This is a genomic window from Polynucleobacter sp. 31A-FELB (assembly GCF_018882405.1).
In the GTDB taxonomy this organism is placed as follows: Bacteria; Pseudomonadota; Gammaproteobacteria; order Burkholderiales; family Burkholderiaceae; genus Polynucleobacter.
This window is the reverse complement of sequence record NZ_JACVOO010000002.1, coordinates 12,935-32,198: the sequence shown is the minus strand read 5'-3', so window position 1 is coordinate 32,198 and position 19,264 is coordinate 12,935. Positions and strand designations below refer to the sequence as shown.

General features: G+C 45.8%; 26 protein-coding genes and 1 riboswitch. Of the genes, 15 read left to right on the top strand and 11 right to left on the bottom strand.

The genetic code is table 11. The features are described 5' to 3' along the window. The first annotated feature begins 7 nt into the window (after positions 1-7). The 4 genes from mreC to rodA are packed head-to-tail and all read left to right on the top strand — an operon-like array spanning position 8 to position 4,507. Positions 8-937 (top strand): rod shape-determining protein MreC, encoded by a 930-nt coding sequence (mreC, locus tag ICN30_RS01730; protein ID WP_216229677.1) that lies wholly within the window; start codon positions 8-10, stop codon positions 935-937. Beyond that, a complete protein-coding gene (gene mreD, locus ICN30_RS01725; protein ID WP_216229676.1) occupies positions 934-1,458 on the top strand; it encodes a rod shape-determining protein MreD in 525 nt (174 codons plus the stop codon). The genes mreC and mreD overlap by 4 nt, the downstream gene beginning before the upstream one ends. Positions 1,459-1,466: 8 nt before the next feature. After that, positions 1,467-3,374, top strand: coding sequence for a penicillin-binding protein 2 (gene mrdA, locus ICN30_RS01720; protein WP_216229675.1), 1,908 nt, complete (start codon positions 1,467-1,469; stop codon positions 3,372-3,374). Continuing rightward, on the top strand, positions 3,356-4,507 hold the full coding sequence (rodA, locus tag ICN30_RS01715) for a rod shape-determining protein RodA (protein WP_216229674.1): 1,152 nt from the start codon (positions 3,356-3,358) through the stop codon (positions 4,505-4,507). The genes mrdA and rodA overlap by 19 nt, the downstream gene beginning before the upstream one ends. A 92-nt stretch (positions 4,508-4,599) precedes the next feature. Here the strand turns inward: rodA and ICN30_RS01710 are convergent, their stop codons facing one another. Next, positions 4,600-4,920 carry an HU family DNA-binding protein gene (locus ICN30_RS01710; protein ID WP_143742185.1) on the bottom strand — a complete coding sequence of 107 codons (321 nt, stop codon included), beginning with the start codon at positions 4,918-4,920 and terminating at the stop codon, positions 4,600-4,602. A 77-nt stretch (positions 4,921-4,997) separates the two neighbouring features. Continuing rightward, positions 4,998-5,363 (bottom strand): hypothetical protein, encoded by a 366-nt coding sequence (locus tag ICN30_RS01705; protein ID WP_216178684.1) that lies wholly within the window; start codon positions 5,361-5,363, stop codon positions 4,998-5,000. A 162-nt stretch (positions 5,364-5,525) separates the two neighbouring features. Between ICN30_RS01705 and ICN30_RS01700 the strand changes: the two genes are divergently transcribed. Further along, positions 5,526-6,428, top strand: coding sequence for an aspartyl/asparaginyl beta-hydroxylase domain-containing protein (locus tag ICN30_RS01700; protein ID WP_216229673.1), 903 nt, complete (start codon positions 5,526-5,528; stop codon positions 6,426-6,428). 4 nt (positions 6,429-6,432) lie between these two features. Here ICN30_RS01700 and ICN30_RS01695 read toward each other — a convergent pair whose 3' ends face one another. Then, positions 6,433-6,729 carry a DUF167 domain-containing protein gene (locus ICN30_RS01695; RefSeq protein WP_216229672.1) on the bottom strand — a complete coding sequence of 99 codons (297 nt, stop codon included), beginning with the start codon at positions 6,727-6,729 and terminating at the stop codon, positions 6,433-6,435. Positions 6,730-6,751: 22 nt separating this feature from the next. Here ICN30_RS01695 and can point away from each other — a divergent pair, with 22 nt between their 5' ends. Genes can through ICN30_RS01665 form a run of 6 tightly spaced genes read left to right on the top strand, consistent with a single transcriptional unit; the run spans position 6,752 to position 12,981 of the window. Further along, positions 6,752-7,417 (top strand): carbonate dehydratase, encoded by a 666-nt coding sequence (can, locus tag ICN30_RS01690; protein ID WP_216229671.1) that lies wholly within the window; start codon positions 6,752-6,754, stop codon positions 7,415-7,417. Positions 7,418-7,425: 8 nt separating this feature from the next. After that, positions 7,426-8,313 carry a lipid A biosynthesis acyltransferase gene (locus ICN30_RS01685; RefSeq protein WP_216272820.1) on the top strand — a complete coding sequence of 296 codons (888 nt, stop codon included), beginning with the start codon at positions 7,426-7,428 and terminating at the stop codon, positions 8,311-8,313. Positions 8,314-8,351: 38 nt separating this feature from the next. Beyond that, on the top strand, positions 8,352-9,104 hold the full coding sequence (locus ICN30_RS01680) for a metallophosphoesterase (RefSeq protein ID WP_216229669.1): 753 nt from the start codon (positions 8,352-8,354) through the stop codon (positions 9,102-9,104). A gap of 7 nt (positions 9,105-9,111) precedes the next feature. Further along, positions 9,112-10,530, top strand: coding sequence for a protein kinase (locus ICN30_RS01675; protein ID WP_216272818.1), 1,419 nt, complete (start codon positions 9,112-9,114; stop codon positions 10,528-10,530). Between the two features lie 33 nt (positions 10,531-10,563). After that, on the top strand, positions 10,564-11,301 hold the full coding sequence (locus ICN30_RS01670; RefSeq protein ID WP_216229833.1) for a pseudouridine synthase: 738 nt from the start codon (positions 10,564-10,566) through the stop codon (positions 11,299-11,301). A gap of 60 nt (positions 11,302-11,361) precedes the next feature. After that, positions 11,362-12,981, top strand: a complete 1,620-nt coding sequence (locus tag ICN30_RS01665) for a peptide chain release factor 3 (protein ID WP_370623614.1) — start codon at positions 11,362-11,364, stop codon at positions 12,979-12,981. Positions 12,982-12,983: 2 nt separating this feature from the next. Here ICN30_RS01665 and ICN30_RS01660 read toward each other — a convergent pair whose 3' ends face one another. Both ICN30_RS01660 and ICN30_RS01655 read right to left on the bottom strand, forming a co-directional pair. Beyond that, positions 12,984-13,232, bottom strand: coding sequence for a hypothetical protein (locus tag ICN30_RS01660; RefSeq protein ID WP_216229667.1), 249 nt, complete (start codon positions 13,230-13,232; stop codon positions 12,984-12,986). A 35-nt stretch (positions 13,233-13,267) separates the two neighbouring features. Next, positions 13,268-13,495: a DUF2798 domain-containing protein gene (locus ICN30_RS01655; protein WP_216229666.1), complete on the bottom strand. Its 228-nt coding sequence runs from the start codon at positions 13,493-13,495 to the stop codon at positions 13,268-13,270. A 126-nt stretch (positions 13,496-13,621) separates the two neighbouring features. Between ICN30_RS01655 and ICN30_RS01650 the strand changes: the two genes are divergently transcribed. From ICN30_RS01650 to ICN30_RS01640, 3 genes are read left to right on the top strand one after another with little or no spacing between them, the layout of a single operon-like run. Next, on the top strand, positions 13,622-13,828 hold the full coding sequence (locus tag ICN30_RS01650; protein WP_216225667.1) for a hypothetical protein: 207 nt from the start codon (positions 13,622-13,624) through the stop codon (positions 13,826-13,828). A gap of 53 nt (positions 13,829-13,881) precedes the next feature. Continuing rightward, positions 13,882-14,388, top strand: coding sequence for an MOSC domain-containing protein (locus ICN30_RS01645; RefSeq protein ID WP_255533047.1), 507 nt, complete (start codon positions 13,882-13,884; stop codon positions 14,386-14,388). Between the two features lie 19 nt (positions 14,389-14,407). Beyond that, positions 14,408-15,055, top strand: coding sequence for a histidine phosphatase family protein (locus ICN30_RS01640; RefSeq protein WP_216229664.1), 648 nt, complete (start codon positions 14,408-14,410; stop codon positions 15,053-15,055). 45 nt (positions 15,056-15,100) lie between these two features. On the opposite strand, the gene ICN30_RS01635 is transcribed toward ICN30_RS01640, so the two are convergent. The 5 genes from ICN30_RS01635 to ICN30_RS01615 all read right to left on the bottom strand — a co-directional run bounded on the left by ICN30_RS01635 (position 15,101) and on the right by ICN30_RS01615 (position 17,929). Continuing rightward, the gene (locus ICN30_RS01635; RefSeq protein ID WP_015422196.1) at positions 15,101-15,340 is read right to left on the bottom strand and encodes a hypothetical protein; all 240 of its coding nucleotides are present in this window, start codon (positions 15,338-15,340) and stop codon (positions 15,101-15,103) included. 73 nt (positions 15,341-15,413) lie between these two features. Beyond that, positions 15,414-16,166, bottom strand: a complete 753-nt coding sequence (locus ICN30_RS01630) for a transporter substrate-binding domain-containing protein (protein WP_216229663.1) — start codon at positions 16,164-16,166, stop codon at positions 15,414-15,416. A gap of 104 nt (positions 16,167-16,270) precedes the next feature. Then, positions 16,271-16,468 (bottom strand): hypothetical protein, encoded by a 198-nt coding sequence (locus ICN30_RS01625; RefSeq protein WP_216229645.1) that lies wholly within the window; start codon positions 16,466-16,468, stop codon positions 16,271-16,273. 136 nt (positions 16,469-16,604) lie between these two features. After that, positions 16,605-16,709: riboswitch (glycine riboswitch) on the bottom strand. 157 nt (positions 16,710-16,866) lie between these two features. Continuing rightward, complete coding sequence (gene panD / locus ICN30_RS01620; protein WP_216229644.1) at positions 16,867-17,232, bottom strand: aspartate 1-decarboxylase; 366 nt, start codon at positions 17,230-17,232, stop codon at positions 16,867-16,869. Positions 17,233-17,371: 139 nt separating this feature from the next. Continuing rightward, the gene (locus ICN30_RS01615) at positions 17,372-17,929 is read right to left on the bottom strand and encodes a phasin family protein (RefSeq protein ID WP_216229643.1); all 558 of its coding nucleotides are present in this window, start codon (positions 17,927-17,929) and stop codon (positions 17,372-17,374) included. Between ICN30_RS01615 and pagP the strand changes: the two genes are divergently transcribed. Continuing rightward, positions 17,928-18,665, top strand: coding sequence for a lipid IV(A) palmitoyltransferase PagP (pagP, locus tag ICN30_RS01610; RefSeq protein ID WP_216272816.1), 738 nt, complete (start codon positions 17,928-17,930; stop codon positions 18,663-18,665). The genes ICN30_RS01615 and pagP overlap by 2 nt on opposite strands. Before the next feature lies 1 nt (position 18,666). Here the strand turns inward: pagP and ICN30_RS01605 are convergent, their stop codons facing one another. Next, on the bottom strand, positions 18,667-19,227 hold the full coding sequence (locus tag ICN30_RS01605; RefSeq protein ID WP_216229641.1) for a peroxiredoxin: 561 nt from the start codon (positions 19,225-19,227) through the stop codon (positions 18,667-18,669). Positions 19,228-19,264 lie beyond the last annotated feature (37 nt).

Sequence of the window (19,264 nt, the reverse complement as noted above, 5' to 3'; positions counted from 1 at the left end):
TAGGGAATTGCAACATAGCGCTCCTCCTCTTTTCAGACAAGGCGTTCCGGCTTTAGTCAAACTGATTGTCTGTCTATCGATCAGCATCGCATTGATGTTGATCGATTTTCGCTTTAAAGCACTGGATCCGATTCGCAATAACGTAAATTGGTTATTGCGCCCGCTAGAGTATGTGATGATGATGCCGCGCAATGCCTATGAAGCGACATCAGAATACTTCACCAGTCGCGGAACGCTAGATAAAGAAAATCAAGAAATGAAAGTGCGCCAAGCAGAGCTCTCTTTGCTTGCCAACCAATCTGAATTTCTTCTTGTAGAAAATCAAAACCTACGTCAGCTAATGGATTTGCAAAAGCACTCTCCATTTAAAACATTGCCAGTAGAAATTTTATTCAATCCACCCAATCCAATTTCTCAGCGCATCGTGATTAATCGCGGCAGCGATGATGGCCTTAAGCTGGGCAACCCCATCGCAAATGACTCTGGCATCTTAGGTCAAGTGGTACGCATTTACGATCACTCTGCAGAAGTCTCATTACTTGAAGATCGTGACTTTGCAGTTCCAGTACAAGTCGCTCGCAATGGCTTAAGAGCAGCGGTATTTGGTGCGGGGCGTGGCAACCCACTTGAACTTCGCTACCTTCCGGTGGCCAGCGATTTAGAGGTGGGGGATGCACTCATTACCTCAGGCATTGATGGCATCTACCCGCCCGGCTTTGCGGTGGCGGTAATTAGCCGAATTGAACGTAATGCAGACAAAAACTCTTCAAATGTATTTTGCGTACCAGTTGCAGCAGTCAATCGCTACCGTCAGGCCTTAGCCCTGCTTTACGATCCACAGTGGGATGCAAAAGCATCCACCGCTACTAGCAAACCTGGTGCGCCACTGACCAACACTCCAGGTCGCCGTCAAACTCGTGCGCGAGGCATGCAATGATCGATTTTCAAAGCGGCTACATTCTGCGCCCGGTGAATCCGGTCTTTATTTATTTCAGCTTGTTTTGCGCCCTACTGCTAAACCTTCTGCCAATTGGTAATTACGGCTGGGTGCCAGACTGGCTCATTATTTGCATCGTGTTCTGGAATATCCATCAGCATCGCTATGTCGGCGTCATCATCGCCTTCATTCTCGGTCTATTGATGGATGTCCATAACTCGGACTTATTGGGGCTGCATGCATTTAGCTACTCATTAGTGGCTTACCTTGCCATCTCTTGGCATCGTCGCATCATTGCCTTAAATGTTTTAACGCAAGCCCTGCATCTTTTGCCCATCTTCTTATTAGTTTCCTTATTCCCAGTGCTGGCTCATTGGTTATTAAGTGGTGAGATACATTGGTGGGCCTTAACTGGTGCCATTCAAGCCCTGATTGAGGCATTGCTGTGGCCCGTGGCAACACGCATCTTGTTGTCACCTCAACGTCGCCCCATTGACGTTGATCACAATCGTCCAATTTAGAGAGCGGTATGGTTTCGTTCAAAAAACCAGATCTCGACTCGTTTCAAGAGCGCATTCATATTGCGACCCTATTTGTCACATTCTGCTTTTTATTATTAATTACACGGTTGGTGTGGCTACAGCTTGTGAGTCACGGCAAATATGCCTTATTGGCCGAAAATAACCGCATTGCTCTCGTGCCAGCTCCAGCTAATCGGGGTCTCCTGATAGATCGCAATGGCATTGTGATTGGCAGAAACTACTCAGCCTTGACCTTAGATGTGAATGCCGAAGAAGTTAAAGGAAATGTGGATGAACTTATCGACGAGCTGTCTCAAATTGTGCTGATTTCCCCGCGAGATCGCCGCAATTTCAAGCGTTCGCTGGAAGATTCTCGAAAAATGGGCACTTTTCCGCTCAGATCGATGCTCACCGAGGCTGAAACTGCTCGATTTATGGCTAATCGCTACAGATTCCCGGGGGTGGAGATCCGCGCCCGCAGCTTCAGAGAGTATCCATACAACGAATTAGCGTCGCATTTAATTGGCTATATCGGACGGGTTTCTCAAAGAGATAAAGAGAAGATGCAGGCGGAAATCGAGAACTCTAAAGTCGATGATCCGGATGCATTGCAGACTTCTTTCTTGCCGGGCATTCAGTACGTTGGGAAGATTGGTCTAGAGCAAAGTTATGAAGCGGTTCTTCGCGGCGTACCAGGATATGACCAAGTAGAAATTACAGCGGGCGGCAAGCCGGTGCGCACGCTTTCTAGCTCGCCTTCAATACCAGGCAAAAATGTGGTGTTGTCAGTGGATATCAAGCTGCAATACTTGGTTGAACAACTCTACGGAAATTTCCGCGGCGCATTCGTAGCGATTGAACCAGAGACTGGTGACATCTTGGCATTTGTATCCAAGCCAAACTTTAATCCAAATGATTTCGTGGAGGGCATTGATTCAGTGACATGGAAAGAGTTGAATGACTCCCCGCAAAAGCCACTATATAACCGCCCACTTAAAGGCATCTACCCACCGGGATCAACATACAAACCATTTATGGCGCTCGCAGCTTTAGAAACTAAAAAGCGCACACCGTCACAAACCATTTCAGATCCAGGTTATTTTGATTTTGGAAATCACACCTTCCGTGATGACAAAAAAGGTGGGCACGGTATTGTGGACATGCAAAAGTCCATTGTTGAATCTTGCGATACCTACTACTACATGTTGGCGCGCGATATGGGCGTCAACATGATGCATGACTTCATGAAACCATTTGGCTTTGGGCAAATTACCGGCATCGACTTACAAGGTGAATCCAAAGGTGTCCTGCCATCCACGGAGTGGAAGAAAAATACCTTCAAGAAACCAGAGCAGCAAAAATGGTATGAGGGCGAAACCATTTCTCTTGGCATTGGACAGGGCTACAACGCATTTACTATTTTGCAGTTGGCACATGCTATGGCAAACATGGCAAATAACGGCATCGTAATGAAACCACACTTGGTGAAAGCGATTGAAGATCCTTTCACAAGAAACCGCACCCTTACAACGCCAAAAGAAAGTTATCGCATCGATCTTGTTCCAGAGAACGTTGAGGTGATCAAGAAGGCTATGGTTGAAGTGAACAACTCTGGAACCTCTGCCTCAGTTTTTAAAGGTACGGGCTATCAAGTTGGCGGCAAGACAGGGACAGCGCAAGTATTTAGTTTGAACTCGAAAGAGTACAAGCACGGATCTACTGCAGAATTTTTACGCGACCACGCTTTATACATTGCTTTTGCTCCCGCAGAAAAGCCAACTATCGTGATTGCAATGGTCGTTGAGAACGCAGGATTTGGTGCGCAACATGCCGCACCGATTGCGCGCAAAGCGTTAGATTTTTATCTTGAAGGTAAATGGCCAAAGGAGATTCCTGAATGGAAAAGAGCGCCATAAGTAAAACCAAGAAAATATTTCTGAGTATTTTTAGCGGACTTGATCGCCAGCTAGGTCTTATTTTACTTGGCTTAGCGGGGGTTGGATTTATTACCTTCTTGTCTGCAAGTCAGAATACGCCTGTACGGTTTGAAGATGAATTGCGTAACTTGGCACTCTCATTTGCAGTGATGTGGATCGTTTCTCGTATTCCGCCAAAGTGGTTAGAGATGGCGGCAGTATGGGTTTATGGGATTGGAGTTGCGTTACTAATAGCGGTTGCTGCATTTGGATTAATTAAAAAGGGTGCGCGACGTTGGCTGAACATTGGGTTCGTAATTCAGCCATCAGAGCTCATGAAAATTGCCATGCCATTGATGTTGGCCTGGTACTTTCAGAAACGTGAAGGCATCCAAAAATCGTGGGACTATGGAGTGGCAGCGATCATCCTCGCTATTCCGGTATTCCTCATTGCACGCCAGCCCGATCTAGGAACAGCACTCTTAGTTTTCGCTGCAGGCATGTATGTGATTATTTTAGCGGGACTACCGTGGAAATGGATTCTGCCATTTGTAGGCCTCGGCGCTTTTGGCATTATCTTGATCATTATTTTTGGCAATATGATTTGTGCGCATGATGTTGTTTGGCCACTGGTCCATAACTACCAAAAACATCGGGTCTGCACTTTGCTCGATCCAAGTAGCGATCCTCTCGGCAAAGGCTTTCATACAATTCAATCCATGATTGCAATTGGCTCGGGTGGATTTTTCGGCAAAGGCTGGTTTCAGGGTACGCAAGCGCATCTTGAATTTATTCCAGAAAAACATACCGACTTTATCTTTGCGGTTTTTTCTGAAGAATTTGGTCTTCTAGGCAACTTGGTCTTGCTAGCACTTTTCTTCGCCCTGATTAAACGAGGCCTAGCCATCTCCGCCAGCGCGCCCAATCTTTTTACACGACTACTAGGTGCATCGGTCACACTGATTTTCTTTACCTACGCATTTGTGAATATCGGCATGGTAAGCGGTCTATTGCCCGTTGTTGGCGTGCCATTGCCCTTCATCAGTTACGGAGGTACTGCCTTAGTAACACTGGGGTTTGGTGCCGGCATTTTGATGAGCATTCATCGCCACCGACGTTTAGTGCAAAGTTAAAAATCAGATTAGGCGATCGCTCAAGATTCCAGCGCTATCTCTAGAAACAAAAAAGCCCGGCATGCCGGGCTTTTTCATCAACAAAGCAAGAATTACTTCTTACGCTTGTTAACTGAATCTTTAAATGCTTTACCAGCAGAAAACTTAACAGTTTTAGCAGCAGCAATTTTGAGTGGCTCGCCAGTTTTTGGGTTACGGCCCATACGTGCAGCGCGCTTACCAGAAGCAAAAGTACCGAAACCGATCAGTTGTACTGAGTCGCCTTTAGTAACAGCTTTAATGATTTGCTCAATAGCAGAATTCAATGCAAATTCAGCTTTGGCTTTTGAGATCTCAGCGTCGTCAGCAATCGCTGCGATTAGTTCTGCTTTGTTCAAGTGAAGCTCCTTATAGATATTGATGTCAGCGCACAGTGCGCTTACATGATTTTAACCACAAAAAATTACAAAAATAAAGCTGCGTCACAGCAAATTTTTTTATTGCTGCTTTTTTACTCTTCTATAACTGTCACATCGGACACAAAATACTCGGTATCGCCAAAACAGCTTGTAGGCAATCCAATGTGCTGATCATATTTAAGGGCAACTTTTTTACCCAAATTCGCATTAATTTTTTGCGCCACAGCATCTTCACGAACCGTAAAGAGGAATTTTTCTGACATGGTTCCTGGCATGGAAACCATGGCTAATTCGCCTTCCCAGGTTTTACATACATAACCACGGTTAGAGAATTTCTGGACGTAGCCGGCACGCTCACCGCTGCCATAGCTCCAATTGAGCATAATCCAGGTATAAGCCGCTAAACCGGCTAAGCCAATCAATACAAGGCTTAAAAGCCATTTTACGAATCCATTCATGTGGTTTTCCTTAACAAATCATCTCTGCAGCCCTAAATAGGTGCATTCATAGCGGTCCATTTGACCCCAATCAACATTTGAGCATATTCATTACAAAAATAGGGATGAAATGGCACTCCATACAAATTAAAATACTAGCGTTAACGCTAACTGGTAAATCTTATGGAATTACGTCACATCGTCTTTTTGATCTTTGTTGTCTCGGCTGTTTATGTCTACTTCAGGGGTAAGGTTCGATTTGGCTTAGTGCGCTCACTAACGGACTATCAAGTTCTTTTGGCGCCAGTTAATACTCTCCTTTATTTATTCTCAAAAACTAAGGCTGGGGCATTTATTCCAGTTGCAGACTTTCCAGAGATGAAACCCCTTCAAGATAATTGGCAGATCATCCGCGATGAAGCGCTTGCTTTAAATGCAGATGGTGCAATTGCTGCTGCTACGGGATATAACGATATTGGGTTTAACTCCTTTTTCCGGACAGGCTGGAAACGTTTTCACCTCTATTGGTATGGCAAAGAAATGCCATCCGCACAACTCCAGTGCCCTAAAACCGTTGCCCTCCTCAAATCGATCCCCTCGATCAAGGCTGCGATGTTTGCCTCCCTACCCCCTGGGGCAACGCTTGTACGCCATAGAGACCCTTATGCAGGCTCACTGCGCTATCACATTGGCCTTGTCACCCCAAACAATCCAAAGTGCTTTATCGATGTTGATGGGGAGCGTTATTTCTGGAAAGATGGCGAACCAGTGATGTTTGATGAAACTTACATTCACTACGCCGCCAATGAGACGGATCATCAGCGCATTGTCTTGTTTTGCGATGTCGAACGGCCTGTTCACACTAAATTGGTGCAATTATTCAATCACTGCTTTGGTCGCTACGTGATGAGCGCAGCCTCTTCTCAGAATGTTGAGGGGGAGAAGGTAGGATTTGTAAACATTCTCTTTAAGTACTTTTATCACTTGAGAGCGCAAGCAAAGAAGCTGAAGGCAAAACACCGCCGTGTTTATTACATCGGAAAATGGGTTTTGATTTTAGGAATCCTCTGGGCCATCTTTTGGTAAATCCTTAAGGACTTAAAGCTTCAACAATCTGCTCTGGGGTGATTGAGCCCCAGATTTCCAGCCGCTTTACACGGCTATTTTGTCCCGATAAGAGCTGAATTTGTTTTTGGGGCACCCTTAATCGCTTGGAAAGCCAGGACAACAACATCTCATTCGCCCTATTTTCCAAGGCCGGAGCCTGAAGGGATATCTTGAGGCAGCCATCATGAAGGCCAACCACCTTGGTTAGCTTTGCGCCCGGCTGGCAATGTAAATTAAGAACAATGCCAGTGGGGGTTTGTTTTAACCAAATAGGCATCATTAAAGTACTTTAAACTCAAAACATGATTATGAAGAACTCCAGCGCCTTAGACCAGCTATTTGCCAATAATCGCGAATGGGCAGAGGCGATGATCGCTAAAGATGCTAATTTTTTTAAGCGCCTAGTTTCTCAGCAGGCGCCAGAATATCTTTGGATTGGCTGCTCAGATAGCCGCGTACCTGCAAATGACATTGTTAACCTGCTGCCAGGCGAACTCTTTGTGCATCGTAATGTTGCCAATGTGGTGGTTCACACTGATCTGAACTGCTTATCCGTAATCCAATTTGCCATTGATCTCTTAAAGGTCAAACACATTTTGGTAGTGGGTCATTATGGCTGCTCTGGTGTACATGCCGCCTTAACTGACAGACGCGTTGGGCTTGCTGACAATTGGTTGCGCCATGTTAAGGATGTGCATCAAAAGCATGAGCGCTATCTTGGCGAAGTTATTCCAACTGCAAAACGACAGGATCGTTTGTGCGAACTCAATGTTATCGAGCAAGTGGTGAACGTTTGCGAAACCACCATCGTTCAAGATGCATGGGCAAGAGGACAAGATCTAACGGTGCATGGCTGGGCTTATCGCCTTGAGACTGGCTTAGTAAATGATTTGGGCATGTCGATTAGCTCTACCGAAGAAATGAATGTGCGCTACGCCAAATCTTTATCTCGCTACGACGCTGAATAAATTGAGTTTTGTTTAAAAATTTTTCAAATAATTCTGGGGTAGCGCTACTTCGATTTTTAGTATCGCTCCCCTACAAGACCCTCGTCTCTATTGGCTATGGCTTGGGCAATCTTACGGCACTCATTCCCAGCGATCGCAATCGTGTGGTTCAAAAAAATTTAGAACTGTGCTTTCCCGAACTCAGCGCAAATGAAATTAACCAACTTAGAAAACAACATTGGCAGCTGCTCGGCCGCAGCCTCGTAGAGAAAAGCATTATTTGGCTCGGCACCAAAAAACAGCTGGATGACATGATCGAAGTTCGATCAGAGATCGATTTGAGTGATAGAAAGCCGCGCATCTTAGTAAACATGCATTTTATTGGCATTGAAGGTAGCATTATTTTGAGTGCACTTGCTCACGACAGGGGCTGGCCACGCACCTCGGGATTTTTCCAAAGAATGAAAAGCCCTTTCTTTAATAGAAAAATTATTGAGTGGCGCAATCGCTTTGGTGGAAATTCTATTGATCGCCAAGGAAACTCTCTTGAGCTCATCCGAGAAATTCGGAGGGGGAGCTTCATTATCATTGCGCCTGATATCGATTTAGGCCTCAAGGACTCAACCTTCGTTCCCTTTTTTAATATTCAAACCAATACGATTACAGCTGTATCACGCCTCGCCAAAATCACTGGTGCGGAAGTCTGCATGATGATTACGACGCTAAAAAAGAATGGGGCTGGTTATGTTTGTACGATTAGCAAACCGCTTGAGAATTTTCCAACCGAGGACCCGCAAGCAGATACCGCACGCTTAAACCAAATTTTTGAACGTGAGATTAGGCTCAGGCCCGCTGAGTACTATTGGGTTCATAAGCGTTTTAAAAACAGGCCATTTAACGAAGCTGGGCCTTATTAACCCTTCTTCTCGCAGCGCTTTTGTCCTATCATTAAAGGATGACTGAACGTATTGGGCTATTTGCCGATCTACATAGCAATTTAGAGGCATTCGATGCTTGCATGGAGCAGGCCAAAGATTTGGGTGTTACCCGCATGGTTTTTTTAGGCGATCTTGTTGGTTACAACGCGGATCCTGGCGCTCTGATTGATCGTATTGGAGAAATGGTTGCCAATAACAAGGCGATTGCCGTTCTAGGCAATCATGACCAAGCAGTCTTTGAAGACCATAGCCATCAAATGAATGCGAGTGCGAATGCCGCAATTGAGTGGACTAAATCCCAACTTAACGCTACTCAAGTGCAATTCTTAAAAGACTTGCCATTAATGATTCAAGAAGATGCGATGTGTTTTGTTCATGCATCGGCACACAATCCAGGAGACTGGAATTACATCACTGACAGCATGAGCGCCTGGCGCTGTGTTCAAAACTCTGGCAAGACATATACGTTTGTCGGCCATGCTCACGAGCAAGCGCTCTTTTATCAAAGTGCCGTTGGTAAATTAATTCGTTTTGCCCCACATCCTGGTGACGAAGTTCCAGTAATGCGCCATCGTCAATGGGTCGGAGTGGTTGGCTCGCTTGGTCAACCGCGAGATGGAAATCCTGAGGCTTGCTTTGCTGTTTTCGAGCCAGAGTTAGAAGTACTCACTTTTCATCGCACTCCTTACGATCAATTTACAGCAGCGGATAAAGTGCGCCGCGCTGGATTGCCGGAAGATCTTGCCAACCGCCTAATCACGGGCAAATAATTACCTTATGTCGATTAATACTGATATTGAAGCAGTTGATGAGATTTTCCAAGAAGGCAAAGTAGTTGATGGATTTGTCTTGGGGACAGAAGTTCATCGTGGTGGCATGGCCAGCTTGTACTCGGCAACCAAAGAGGGGATTGATGTTCCCATACTTCTCAAAATACCTAGAGTAGGTCGTGATCAGCCTGTTGAAAGCCTCATTGGTTTTGAGACTGAACTTACTATTCTGCGCTCGCTCAAGAGCCCCTATGTTCCGAAATATCTTGGCTCCGGCAACATGGCTACGCGCCCCTATATTGCAATGGAGCGCGTCGAAGGGCGACCGCTTGAAGACCTCATCAAAGAAGGTAAAGTTTTTACGATTGATGAGGTGGTAAAGATTGGCGCTGACCTAGCACAAGCGGTGCAATCCCTTCATTCGCAAGATGCTATTCATTTAGACATCAAGCCAGAAAATATTCTGATTGACGATAAGGGCAAGCTAACCTTAATTGACTTTGGCTTATCGCATCATGCGCGCTTTCCCGACTTACTTGCAGAAGAAATGCGCAAGGGAATTGGCTCTGCGCCATACATTTCGCCAGAGCAAGTTACTGGAATTCGCTCTGACTATCGCAGTGATATTTTTTCTATCGGCGTGATTATGTACGAGCTGCTAACGGGTGAACTACCTTTTGGCAACCCACAGTCGATGAGTGGCCTACGAAAACGAATGTGGGCGCAGGCATTTCCTCCCAGAGCCATTCGTAAAGAAATCCCACGCTGGTTACAGGAAATTGTTTTGCGCTGCCTAGAGCCGCGCGCAGCAGATCGATATCAAAGTGCCACACGTCTCCGTCAAGTCTTGCGTGACCATGAAAGCGTCACCCTTACAGAGCGCGCTGACCGAGTTGATCCCCTGAGCTTTTGGGAAAATCTCAAACGCATGTTCCGCGCAGCAGGTTACGAACCCTCCCCAAGCCCGCGCCCTAGCGTCGGAAATTATGACGCGCCATTAATGATTGCAGCGATTGATACACGCCAATCAGATGAAGACTTGCGTGAGCGCATGCAAACAACCGCGAAGAGTTTATTGCAGGCTTATCCCGAAAGTCGCCTTGTATGTCTCAGCACCATTGCGAGCACACCAACTTTTGAAGGCAATCAAGAAAGTGAAACTGCTAGCGGTATTGTGCGAGGTCATCTTGTGCAGCTCATGGAATGGGCTAAACCATTGAAGTTGCCGCCTGAACGGATTTCATATCACGTGCTAGAGGCACTAGATCCAGCAAGTCGCATTGTGGAATTTGCTAAAGACAATGATGCCTCCCTAATTTTGATTGGGGCATCCCACAAGCCGCCAAACAAAGTAACGCCATGGCGGACCTCCATGACAAAGATTGTTGAAGAGGCCCCTTGCAGCGTGCATATTGTCAGAACCTAGTCTATGTTTGGGCAATTGCCCGATAATATGGCTATGGAAGAAAAAATTCGTGTCTCCAAGCTGCTCTCTGAATTAGGTCTGTGCTCTCGTCGTGAGGCTGACTCCTATATTGAGCAGGGCCTGGTAACCGTTGATGGTGAGGTAGTGAATGAGCTGGGCTCACGGGCTTTTCGTAGCCAAAAGATTGAATTGCAGTCTGGGGCCAAAGCTCAACAGGCCTCTCGGATTACGGTCATTCTGAATAAACCTGTTGGCTTTATCTCTCATTACGATGATGAGCAAGAGTACCAACCGGCTGCCTCGCTGATCACTCCAGACAATTACTTTCCTAGTCCGTTGGATAAGGGGCGCAACCCACGCTTTAATACCCGCGGCTTAGCACCTGCAGGTCGCCTCGATATCGACTCCACTGGCATGCTGGTGTTAACCCAAGATGGTCGTATTGCCAAACTCCTCATCGGCGAAAATAGTCCGATCGAGAAAGAGTATTTGGTTCGAGTTGAAGGCGCCCTCTCTTTTGAAGATCTAGATCGACTAAAACATGGTCTGGAGCTAGATGGCGTTGTTTTAAAGCCAGCTCAAGTCAGCTGGCAGAACGAAGACCAGCTGCGTTTTGTTCTGAAAGAGGGTCGCAAGCGTCAAATTCGTCGCATGTGCGAAATGGTTGGCCTGAGAGTTCTAGGTCTAAAACGTGTTCGTATGGGCAGAATTTCTCTGGGCGCCCTACCTCCTGGAAAGTGGCGTTTTGTAAGACCTGAAGAGCAATTCTAAGAAGCTCGGCACGCTTATAATTCTGTCAATTAGATTAAGCGCAGAATTACCATCGATACCATCACCTCCAGCACTCCCGGCGCAGAAGTTTTAAGACGTCGCAGCTTTGCCATCATCTCTCACCCGGATGCTGGAAAGACCACGCTTACCGAAAAACTTTTGTTATACGCGGGAGCTATTCAGATTGCTGGAAGCGTCAAGGCCCGCAAAGCGAGTCGTCACGCGACCTCTGACTGGATGGAGATTGAGAAGCAACGTGGTATTTCGGTTGCGAGCTCGGTCATGCAAATGGAATACCGTGATTGCATTATTAATCTTCTCGATACCCCGGGGCACCAAGATTTCTCTGAAGACACCTACCGCGTACTGACTGCCGTTGACTCTGCACTCATGGTGATTGATGCCGCAAATGGCGTTGAATCACAGACCTTGCGCTTGCTTGAAGTCTGCCGCGCACGCAACACGCCAATCGTGACCTTCATTAATAAAATGGATCGCGAAGTAAAGCCCCCCATGGAACTCATGGATGAGATTGAAACTGCGCTAGGCATCGAGGTAGTCCCTTTTACTTGGCCTGTAGGCATGGGTAAATCATTTGCCGGTGTGATTGATATCGCCAACTCACAAATGCGTATGTTCAAGGCGGGCGAAGATCGTGTGACTGAAGATTCGCATGCAATTATTGATGTCAATGATCCTGCTCTGAAAGAGCGCCTAGGCACTGATCTCGAAAATGCACTTGCAGAAGTGGATCTCATTAAAAACGCGATGCCTGCGTTTGACCGAGAAGCCTTTTTGGCCGGTCGTCAATCGCCAGTATTCTTTGGCTCAGCTATTAATAATTTTGGTGTACGAGAAATTCTCAATACCTTAGTTGAGCTTGCTCCATCACCGGGATCACGCAAAGCTTTGCAACGAGAAGTCAGTCCCGCTGAAAATAAATTCTCTGCAGTGGTGTTTAAGATTCAAGCGAATATGGACCCAGCGCATCGAGATCGCGTTGCCTTCTTGCGTATATGTTCTGGGCATTTCCAGCGCGGCATGAAGTTGAAGATTTGTCGAAATGGAAAAGAAGTGCGCACCAATAATGCACTGTCTTTCTTGTCGCAACGTCGCGATATTTTGGATGAGGCCTTCCCTGGCGACATCATTGGACTACCAAATCACGGCCTTCTGAGACTGGGTGACACACTCACAGAAGGTGAGCAATTGCAATTCACAGGCTTGCCATTTTTTGCCCCAGAAATTTTCCGCATGGTCGAATCCGCCGATCCATTACGCTCTAAGCAATTACGCACAGGCTTAATGCAGCTTGGCGAAGAAGGTGCAATTCAAGTATTCCGCCCTATGACTGGCGGCACCATGCTCCTGGGCGCCTTTGGACAGCTACAGTTTGAAGTGGTGAGCCATCGCCTTCAAACTGAGTATGGCGCCGAAGTTCGCTTACTGCCTGCACGCTATAACCTGGCTCGCTGGGTAAGCTCAGACGATCCTGTAGCACTTAAGAAATTCATACAAGAAAATATTCACCGCATGGCAGAGGATGTTGTCGGTGCTTCAGTATTTTTGGCTAGCCACAAATCAGAACTAGATGTTGCTCAACAGCGCTGGGAATCCATTCAATTCCATGCCCTGAGAGAGCATGCGGGCCTCATCTATCAATCAGACCTCGCTGGATAAATCTAGCGTGGGCTTGATTGCGGCCAATTGCAATCGAACACTGCAACTAACTGAGTATCGGTCTTCCTAAAAGACGCTGTCTTTCCATATTGCGCACAGTACGCATTGGCCTTGGGTGTTAGTGATGCAATGGATTCACCATCACTATTTAAAAAGGTGACGTGATTTGAATCTGATGCATCGGTATAAACAGCCGCGCAAGCACTCAAAAACAAAACCCCCAAAAACAAAACATATTTGAGATGCTTCATTTAAGCTCCCTTATTTAATAAGCGTATTAGCCTATTCATAGCTCAAGCCTCTTCACCAAGCTTGCAGTGAGTTTGCTAGCAAATGGTCGATAGATCAAAATACAGATAATCGCGACCGGATAGGCCACTGACCAAACCTCCAACCAAACCCATAAGAAATCTGGCGCAAGACCCACTCGTACAAAAGTCGTGGCCAATGTAATGCTCAAAGACATAAGCCCACCCATGATGGCGGCAAAAATCAGATTAGGAATATTCATCATGATCTAATCATAGCGCCTGGACTGCTTAACTGTTATTCTGATTTGTGATCACTATTCCGCGCCCTATATAGGGGAGTCTGCTGAGCAAGCTCAGAGGTTCATCATTCCAAGACTCTAGGAAAAAATATGGCTGTTGGCCAAAATCAAAGAAATAGAAAAAACGATCCCATGGTTAGTAAAACCGGCAAAGCTAAATTGGGCCCACTTACCGTCACTCAACTCAATAAATTACTTGAATCTAGCACCAAGCCAAAAGAAAAAGCAAAGATTCAGAGGGCTCTCAATAAGCGCCCTCCAGCGCCAGCAGCTATCGCTGAGCCTGTCGCAGCCTAAGTACTAAGCCCCAGAAATTACCGGGGCTTTTTCTTATGTAATATGCTCTCATCATGAAAGCACTCCCTCTGATTCACTCCATCTACATTGCCTCTCAAGCGGGCGAAACAATGGCACAGATTACACAAGCCAACATCGTTGCTGGCGAAGGAATTGTGGGGGATCGTTATGCGCTAGACAGAGGCGCATTCTCCAAAACTAAAATCAAGATACGTCACATCTCCATCATCGCCCTAGAGGGTGTGGAGGATGCTAATCATCAATTAATAGCTAAGCAGCAAATACCCTTTGGTGAAGGCGAGACTCGTAGAAACGTCATCATCAGCGACATTTCTGCGGATGAGCTCAACGATTTAGTTGGCAAGATTTTTTATTTGGGTGGTCTCGCATTTAGAGGTACCGAGTTGTGTGAGCCATGCCAACGACCAGCCAACTTACTGAAAAGACCAGATTTCATGAGCGCCTTTGAAAATAGGGGCGGCCTCAGGGCAGAGGCGTTAGAGTCTGGACAACTCACCCCTGGAGATCTTCTTCACCTTTCAGAGTCTGAAGAAAAGTAATTCAATTTAATATTGCAGTATGTCCACAACTAAACTCTGCCTCATTCGCCATGGCGAAACTTCTTGGAATGCCGAAAGGCGCTTGCAAGGGCACACCGATATTCCGCTTAATGCGACAGGCATGTTGCAGGCTCGCCAAATGGCGCAAGCACTTAAAGACATCAAACTCACATTTGATGTTCTGTACACCAGCGACCTCAAGAGAGCGGCTGACACCGCAAATGCTGTAGTTGAATTATTTGGTGTAGATGCACAAGTGGATAGCGAGCTACGAGAGCGGCATTTTGGCGCACTTCAAGGACTTTCAATTGGCGAGGCCCCATTGAAGCGTCCTGACATTTGGCAAGCACACACTGCTCGTGACTTAGAGCATGATCTTGAGGGCGGAGAAAGCATTCAGAAATTTGCATTGCGCGTACAAAATGCGCTGGATAAAATTCAAGCAAGGCATACTGGTAAAACTATTTTGATCGTTAGTCATGGCGGAACGCTCGATATGATGTATCGAATTGCTAGCAAGCAAGCCCTCAGTGCTGAAAGAATAGCTTCAGTACCAAATGCATCACTCAACTGGCTTACCCATAGTCAAGATAGTGGATGGGCGGTGGGGCAATGGGCCGACACTCGACACCTTGAGGGCCCCGCTCTAGAAAACGTTGACCTCTAAATAAAAAAGTCACCCGCGGGTGACTTTTGACTTTTCAGAAAAAGCTTACTTTCGGATGTGCGCATGACGAGCAGCATCTTGTGACATACCCTCACCTTTTGGCTTGCCTTCAAGCGCTTCTTTTTCAGCAGTAATTTCTTTGCGGCGTTCTTTGCAAGAACCGGCAATCTCTTGCAATGCTTTACGAGCTCTTGCAGCAGAAGCTTTAATGCCTTTTCCGTGAAACTTTTCATTCTCTGATTGATACGTTTCAAATGCAGCAATTAACTTGTCATGATGGGACATATTTTTCCTTATGAATAATTGAAATGATCAGCTTAAGATGCACTTTAACCCAATATATGAAAATCACTTCAATTTATTGTGTCCAGCGATTAATAATTGCCTTTAGCTTTTCTGGGCCCAGCTCAGAAAGGTATAAATTAAAGTCATCGCGTAATTTTGAGCCTTTTTTGAAGGCAAATCCCAGATTATCAAACCCGACCACTTGGTAACTACTGCTAACCGGAAGATTTAAAGATTTTTGATAATTAACCAGCATGACGTTGTCCACAAATACCAAATCTACATTGCCATTTTGCAGCGCAATGAGCGCCTCAGCGGGCGATGGATATAGCTTTACTTGGTCTACCGAGTAATATCCTTTTGGCTGCAATACGGTTTTTACGTAGTCATCAAATACGCTGCCAGTCGGATAAGCAATAGTGTATTTTTTTAACTGGGATAAATCCGTAATTTTGATATGGCGGTTTTTTAAGCCAATCAACTGCCAGGTGCTGGTGAAATAAGGATTAGAAAAATCCATCACCTCTTTACGCTTATCTGTAATAGAAATCCCAGAGAATGCAACATCAGCTTGGCCACTAGTCACCGCGCCCAACATACCCAGCCAATCATAAGCAGTCATTTTGAATGTGCAGCCCCTTGACTTGCAGTAGCCCTCAAATATCTCCAAGTCTATGCCTGTATATTTGCCATCTTTTTCAAATAGCATGGGGGGTATCGTTGGGGATACGGCAACCTTAATTACATTAGATTGCTCTTCCTTGGAACAAGCCCCAAGAACAAATAGGGTTGCTAACAATATGGAAATTAGGCGCGCTAGTTTCATGATGTATTCAGAATTAAATTGGATAAACGATCTTATCAAGATTTGAATGTAAAAAACCACCCGTAGGTGGCTTTTAATTTTGGATCCTTACTTCCTAAATCTCGCTATTCTGCAGTCACTTTTTTCACTGGAACATGACTCGCTTTGCAGAAATCCACAATGGCGTCTGCAAACTTTAGATAACGTGAATTTACTCGCCTCAGTTCACTCAACTCAGAGACGCCTTTTGAAACTTCATGTTTAAACGATGCATCCTCATAGCCTGGATGGTATGGTGCTTCTTTGGTGTAGATATTGCTCATATTGTTTGCCTGATTCAGTAAGTTTTTTAAGGTCCCGTGACGGGAAATTTGTCATGCGCTCTTACTGAGTTAGCTTGGGGTGGTATTCATGCAGGGCTCCTAACATGCGTGTGCGCAAAGAATGCGTCACCCGCTTGCCGCTCCCCCTGTCCTTGATACCTGAGAGATTCACACTAAGACCTAACTTAGTGCTTGCTCCTTCGGTGCACCATTAATATGGTGACTCTCCAGACGGCTGTTTAGGATAAGCAGTACCTTCCTAGTGGGTACCTGAGCGTTCATGGGAGTTTGCGCCTTCGGTGGAGGTCTAAGACCTCACTCTCCTGCTTGTCGCTAGTATATCTCGTGATGCTATTCGTGTAATGCTGGCTTACACCTAGTCGACTACCAATCAAAAATTAATTGACCTTCTTGATTTCTTTAATGGCATTGCCTTCGCCCAATAAAACAATTTTAGGCACATGCTTTGCAACCTCATCATTACTGACTTGGCCATAGGTACAGATAATGAGATGGTCGCCAACATGCGCTTTGCGTGCAGCTGCACCATTCAGAGAAATAATCCCAGAACCGCGCTTTGCCTTAATGATGTAAGTTGAGAAACGTTCACCGTTGTTAATGTTGTAGAGCTCGATCTTTTCAAACTCGCGCATATCAGCAGCATCGAGCAAATCCTCATCGATTCCACAAGAGCCTTCGTAATGCAAATCCGCCTCAGTAACGGTTGCCCTGTGAATTTTTGCTAACAACATAATGCGATTCATACTATTTCCTCAAGAATTAAAAGCGCGCCTCTTCATGCATTTTTAACAGCTATCTGGCTATTTTCTCAAATTTTTTTGAAGTAACGCCATCAAAAAACCCCGCTTACACGGGGCTTTCTGTGTGGCTATTATCTACTAATTACTTGGCGCGGCTTTTTGCTGCCTTAGGGGCTTGGCCAAATTGACCTTGTGCAGTCTTCATTGCTGTTTCAACACTTTTCTCAAAGTTTGCAAAGGCGTCTTGTGTTGTTGAACGCACTTGGTCAAAGTTTTGCATTGCTGTATTGAACGCGGATGTAAAGGCGCTTACATATGCCTCTGAGCCAGCCGGGGCTTTTGAAGTAGCAGCGGCTACAAAGCTCTTCAAGTCATCTTGTGATTGGTCAATGGCGGCTTCTACAGCCTCAACCAACTCTTGATTACCGCGACGCAGCACTGCAGCTACTTTTTTCTGATAAGCAGCCACCTCAGCAACAGCCTCTTGTACTTCTGGGCTTTGCAGAAGGTCTAGTGCAGCTTTGGCATCTTTGCCCTTCAATAGCTCAGCAGCCTTAGCTTGCGCATTTGCTACAGCTTGTTGTGCAGCCTGGTAATTGATTTCTGCCAACTCTTGAGCATTCTCAAGAGCTGTTTGACCCAATGCACGGGCGCTTTCTACGGATTTGGCTTGATTTTCTGCGAATTGATTTTTGAACATGATATTTCCTTTAAAGGGTTATTTTGTTGCACTGCACCATATTAATAGCTTATTTTGGCCTTTGCAAGCAAATATTGCTGCAAAGCAACATATAATCTTGTCAATTCAGGTGGTTTATTACAAAAACAGCATTAATCCTTACTTAAGAGACGTTTTGCCTTTTTCAGTTCAGAAATTCTTAGTTATGTGCCGTAGATTCATTGTTCTTTTGCTTCTCTTGATGCCATTTGCAGCCCCTAGCGCTGAAACCGTATCCGAGTGGTTCCAGACTACAACTACGCATCTTGAGTCAGTTTGGGATAAAGGCGGTAACGAGCTTTACATTCCCCTCTATACCTATCACATGCCTTATGCGTATTCTCAAGACAAGATCAATGAGTACACCGAGTACCCAATGGGCATTGGATTCGGCAGAGGATTGATGAATGAGAGCGGTAATTGGGAGGGCATTTATGGCATGACCTTCAAAGACTCGCACGGAATTTATGAGTACATGGTCGGCTATGGATGGATACCGATGTGGAACATCGGCAATAGCCCAGACTGGAAGTATGGCGTTGGAGCAACTGTCTTCATGATGTCTCGCCAAGACATCATGAACTACGTCCCCTTCCCCGGGGTGCTACCCATTGCCTCAATCAGCTACAAAGATCTCAGCATCCAGACTGCCTATGTGCCTGGTGGACAAAATGTCGGAAACGTCTTGTTCACCTGGGCTAAATACAATTTGCCTTAGCTTAGGCAGGATTATTTTTTAGGTAGTCCATCACCCAAGCCGGATCGCTATCGCTCGGAAATATTGGGTAGTGCACAGCTTCAATCACGCCATCATTCACAATCAAAGTGATGCGCTTTAATAAAGTCATTCCAGCAGCAACAAAAGTTGGCAAGTGCAAAGCTTGCTGAAGTTGATAGCCTGCGTCACTTAATACCGGAAAAGGTAAGTGCAATCGATCCGCCATCTCTTTTTGGTATTCGGTAGACTGCACGCTGAGACCAACAACATCTGCACCTAAGGCGCGTAACTCTTGATAGTGATCTCTAAAGGAACAACTTTGTGGCGTACACCCTCTTGCTCCAGGTATTTGATCCCACCCTTCCGGTAGCGGAACATTGGGCTGGCCTGTCATCGGATAACAGTAAATCACTAAGCGGCCTTTGCTCTCACCAAGATTAAATTGGCTAGCATTAGTCGTGCCCAATGAGATAGCGGGCAAGCGCATACCTACTAAGTGAGCTGCGGCCCCATCATCCTGAGGAATCGGTAAATCAGTGGGGAGTTGATTGAGATTAGTCATGTTCACATTACTCTAAAGCAAAATTTGAAAGAAGGTG

What these genes read in the sequence shown, in the direction of transcription:
- ICN30_RS01615 (WP_216229643.1), bottom strand. Translation starts at nt 17,929, where the DNA reads ATGTTCAAAAATCAATTCGCAGAAAATCAAGCCAAATCCGTAGAAAGC.
- rodA (WP_216229674.1), top strand. Translation starts at nt 3,356, where the DNA reads ATGGAAAAGAGCGCCATAAGTAAAACCAAGAAAATATTTCTGAGTATT.
- ICN30_RS01605 (WP_216229641.1), bottom strand. Translation starts at nt 19,227, where the DNA reads ATGACTAATCTCAATCAACTCCCCACTGATTTACCGATTCCTCAGGAT.
- ICN30_RS01655 (WP_216229666.1), bottom strand. Translation starts at nt 13,495, where the DNA reads ATGATGAATATTCCTAATCTGATTTTTGCCGCCATCATGGGTGGGCTT.
- panD (WP_216229644.1), bottom strand. Translation starts at nt 17,232, where the DNA reads ATGAATCGCATTATGTTGTTAGCAAAAATTCACAGGGCAACCGTTACT.
- ICN30_RS01630 (WP_216229663.1), bottom strand. Translation starts at nt 16,166, where the DNA reads ATGAAACTAGCGCGCCTAATTTCCATATTGTTAGCAACCCTATTTGTT.
- ICN30_RS01675 (WP_216272818.1), top strand. Translation starts at nt 9,112, where the DNA reads ATGTCGATTAATACTGATATTGAAGCAGTTGATGAGATTTTCCAAGAA.
- ICN30_RS01650 (WP_216225667.1), top strand. Translation starts at nt 13,622, where the DNA reads ATGGCTGTTGGCCAAAATCAAAGAAATAGAAAAAACGATCCCATGGTT.
- ICN30_RS01695 (WP_216229672.1), bottom strand. Translation starts at nt 6,729, where the DNA reads ATGATGCCTATTTGGTTAAAACAAACCCCCACTGGCATTGTTCTTAAT.
- ICN30_RS01680 (WP_216229669.1), top strand. Translation starts at nt 8,352, where the DNA reads ATGACTGAACGTATTGGGCTATTTGCCGATCTACATAGCAATTTAGAG.
- ICN30_RS01640 (WP_216229664.1), top strand. Translation starts at nt 14,408, where the DNA reads ATGTCCACAACTAAACTCTGCCTCATTCGCCATGGCGAAACTTCTTGG.
- ICN30_RS01670 (WP_216229833.1), top strand. Translation starts at nt 10,564, where the DNA reads ATGGAAGAAAAAATTCGTGTCTCCAAGCTGCTCTCTGAATTAGGTCTG.
- ICN30_RS01635 (WP_015422196.1), bottom strand. Translation starts at nt 15,340, where the DNA reads ATGTCCCATCATGACAAGTTAATTGCTGCATTTGAAACGTATCAATCA.
- ICN30_RS01700 (WP_216229673.1), top strand. Translation starts at nt 5,526, where the DNA reads ATGGAATTACGTCACATCGTCTTTTTGATCTTTGTTGTCTCGGCTGTT.
- mrdA (WP_216229675.1), top strand. Translation starts at nt 1,467, where the DNA reads ATGGTTTCGTTCAAAAAACCAGATCTCGACTCGTTTCAAGAGCGCATT.
- ICN30_RS01645 (WP_255533047.1), top strand. Translation starts at nt 13,882, where the DNA reads ATGAAAGCACTCCCTCTGATTCACTCCATCTACATTGCCTCTCAAGCG.
- can (WP_216229671.1), top strand. Translation starts at nt 6,752, where the DNA reads ATGATTATGAAGAACTCCAGCGCCTTAGACCAGCTATTTGCCAATAAT.
- mreD (WP_216229676.1), top strand. Translation starts at nt 934, where the DNA reads ATGATCGATTTTCAAAGCGGCTACATTCTGCGCCCGGTGAATCCGGTC.
- ICN30_RS01705 (WP_216178684.1), bottom strand. Translation starts at nt 5,363, where the DNA reads ATGAATGGATTCGTAAAATGGCTTTTAAGCCTTGTATTGATTGGCTTA.
- pagP (WP_216272816.1), top strand. Translation starts at nt 17,928, where the DNA reads ATGATATTTCCTTTAAAGGGTTATTTTGTTGCACTGCACCATATTAAT.
- ICN30_RS01660 (WP_216229667.1), bottom strand. Translation starts at nt 13,232, where the DNA reads ATGAAGCATCTCAAATATGTTTTGTTTTTGGGGGTTTTGTTTTTGAGT.
- ICN30_RS01625 (WP_216229645.1), bottom strand. Translation starts at nt 16,468, where the DNA reads ATGAGCAATATCTACACCAAAGAAGCACCATACCATCCAGGCTATGAG.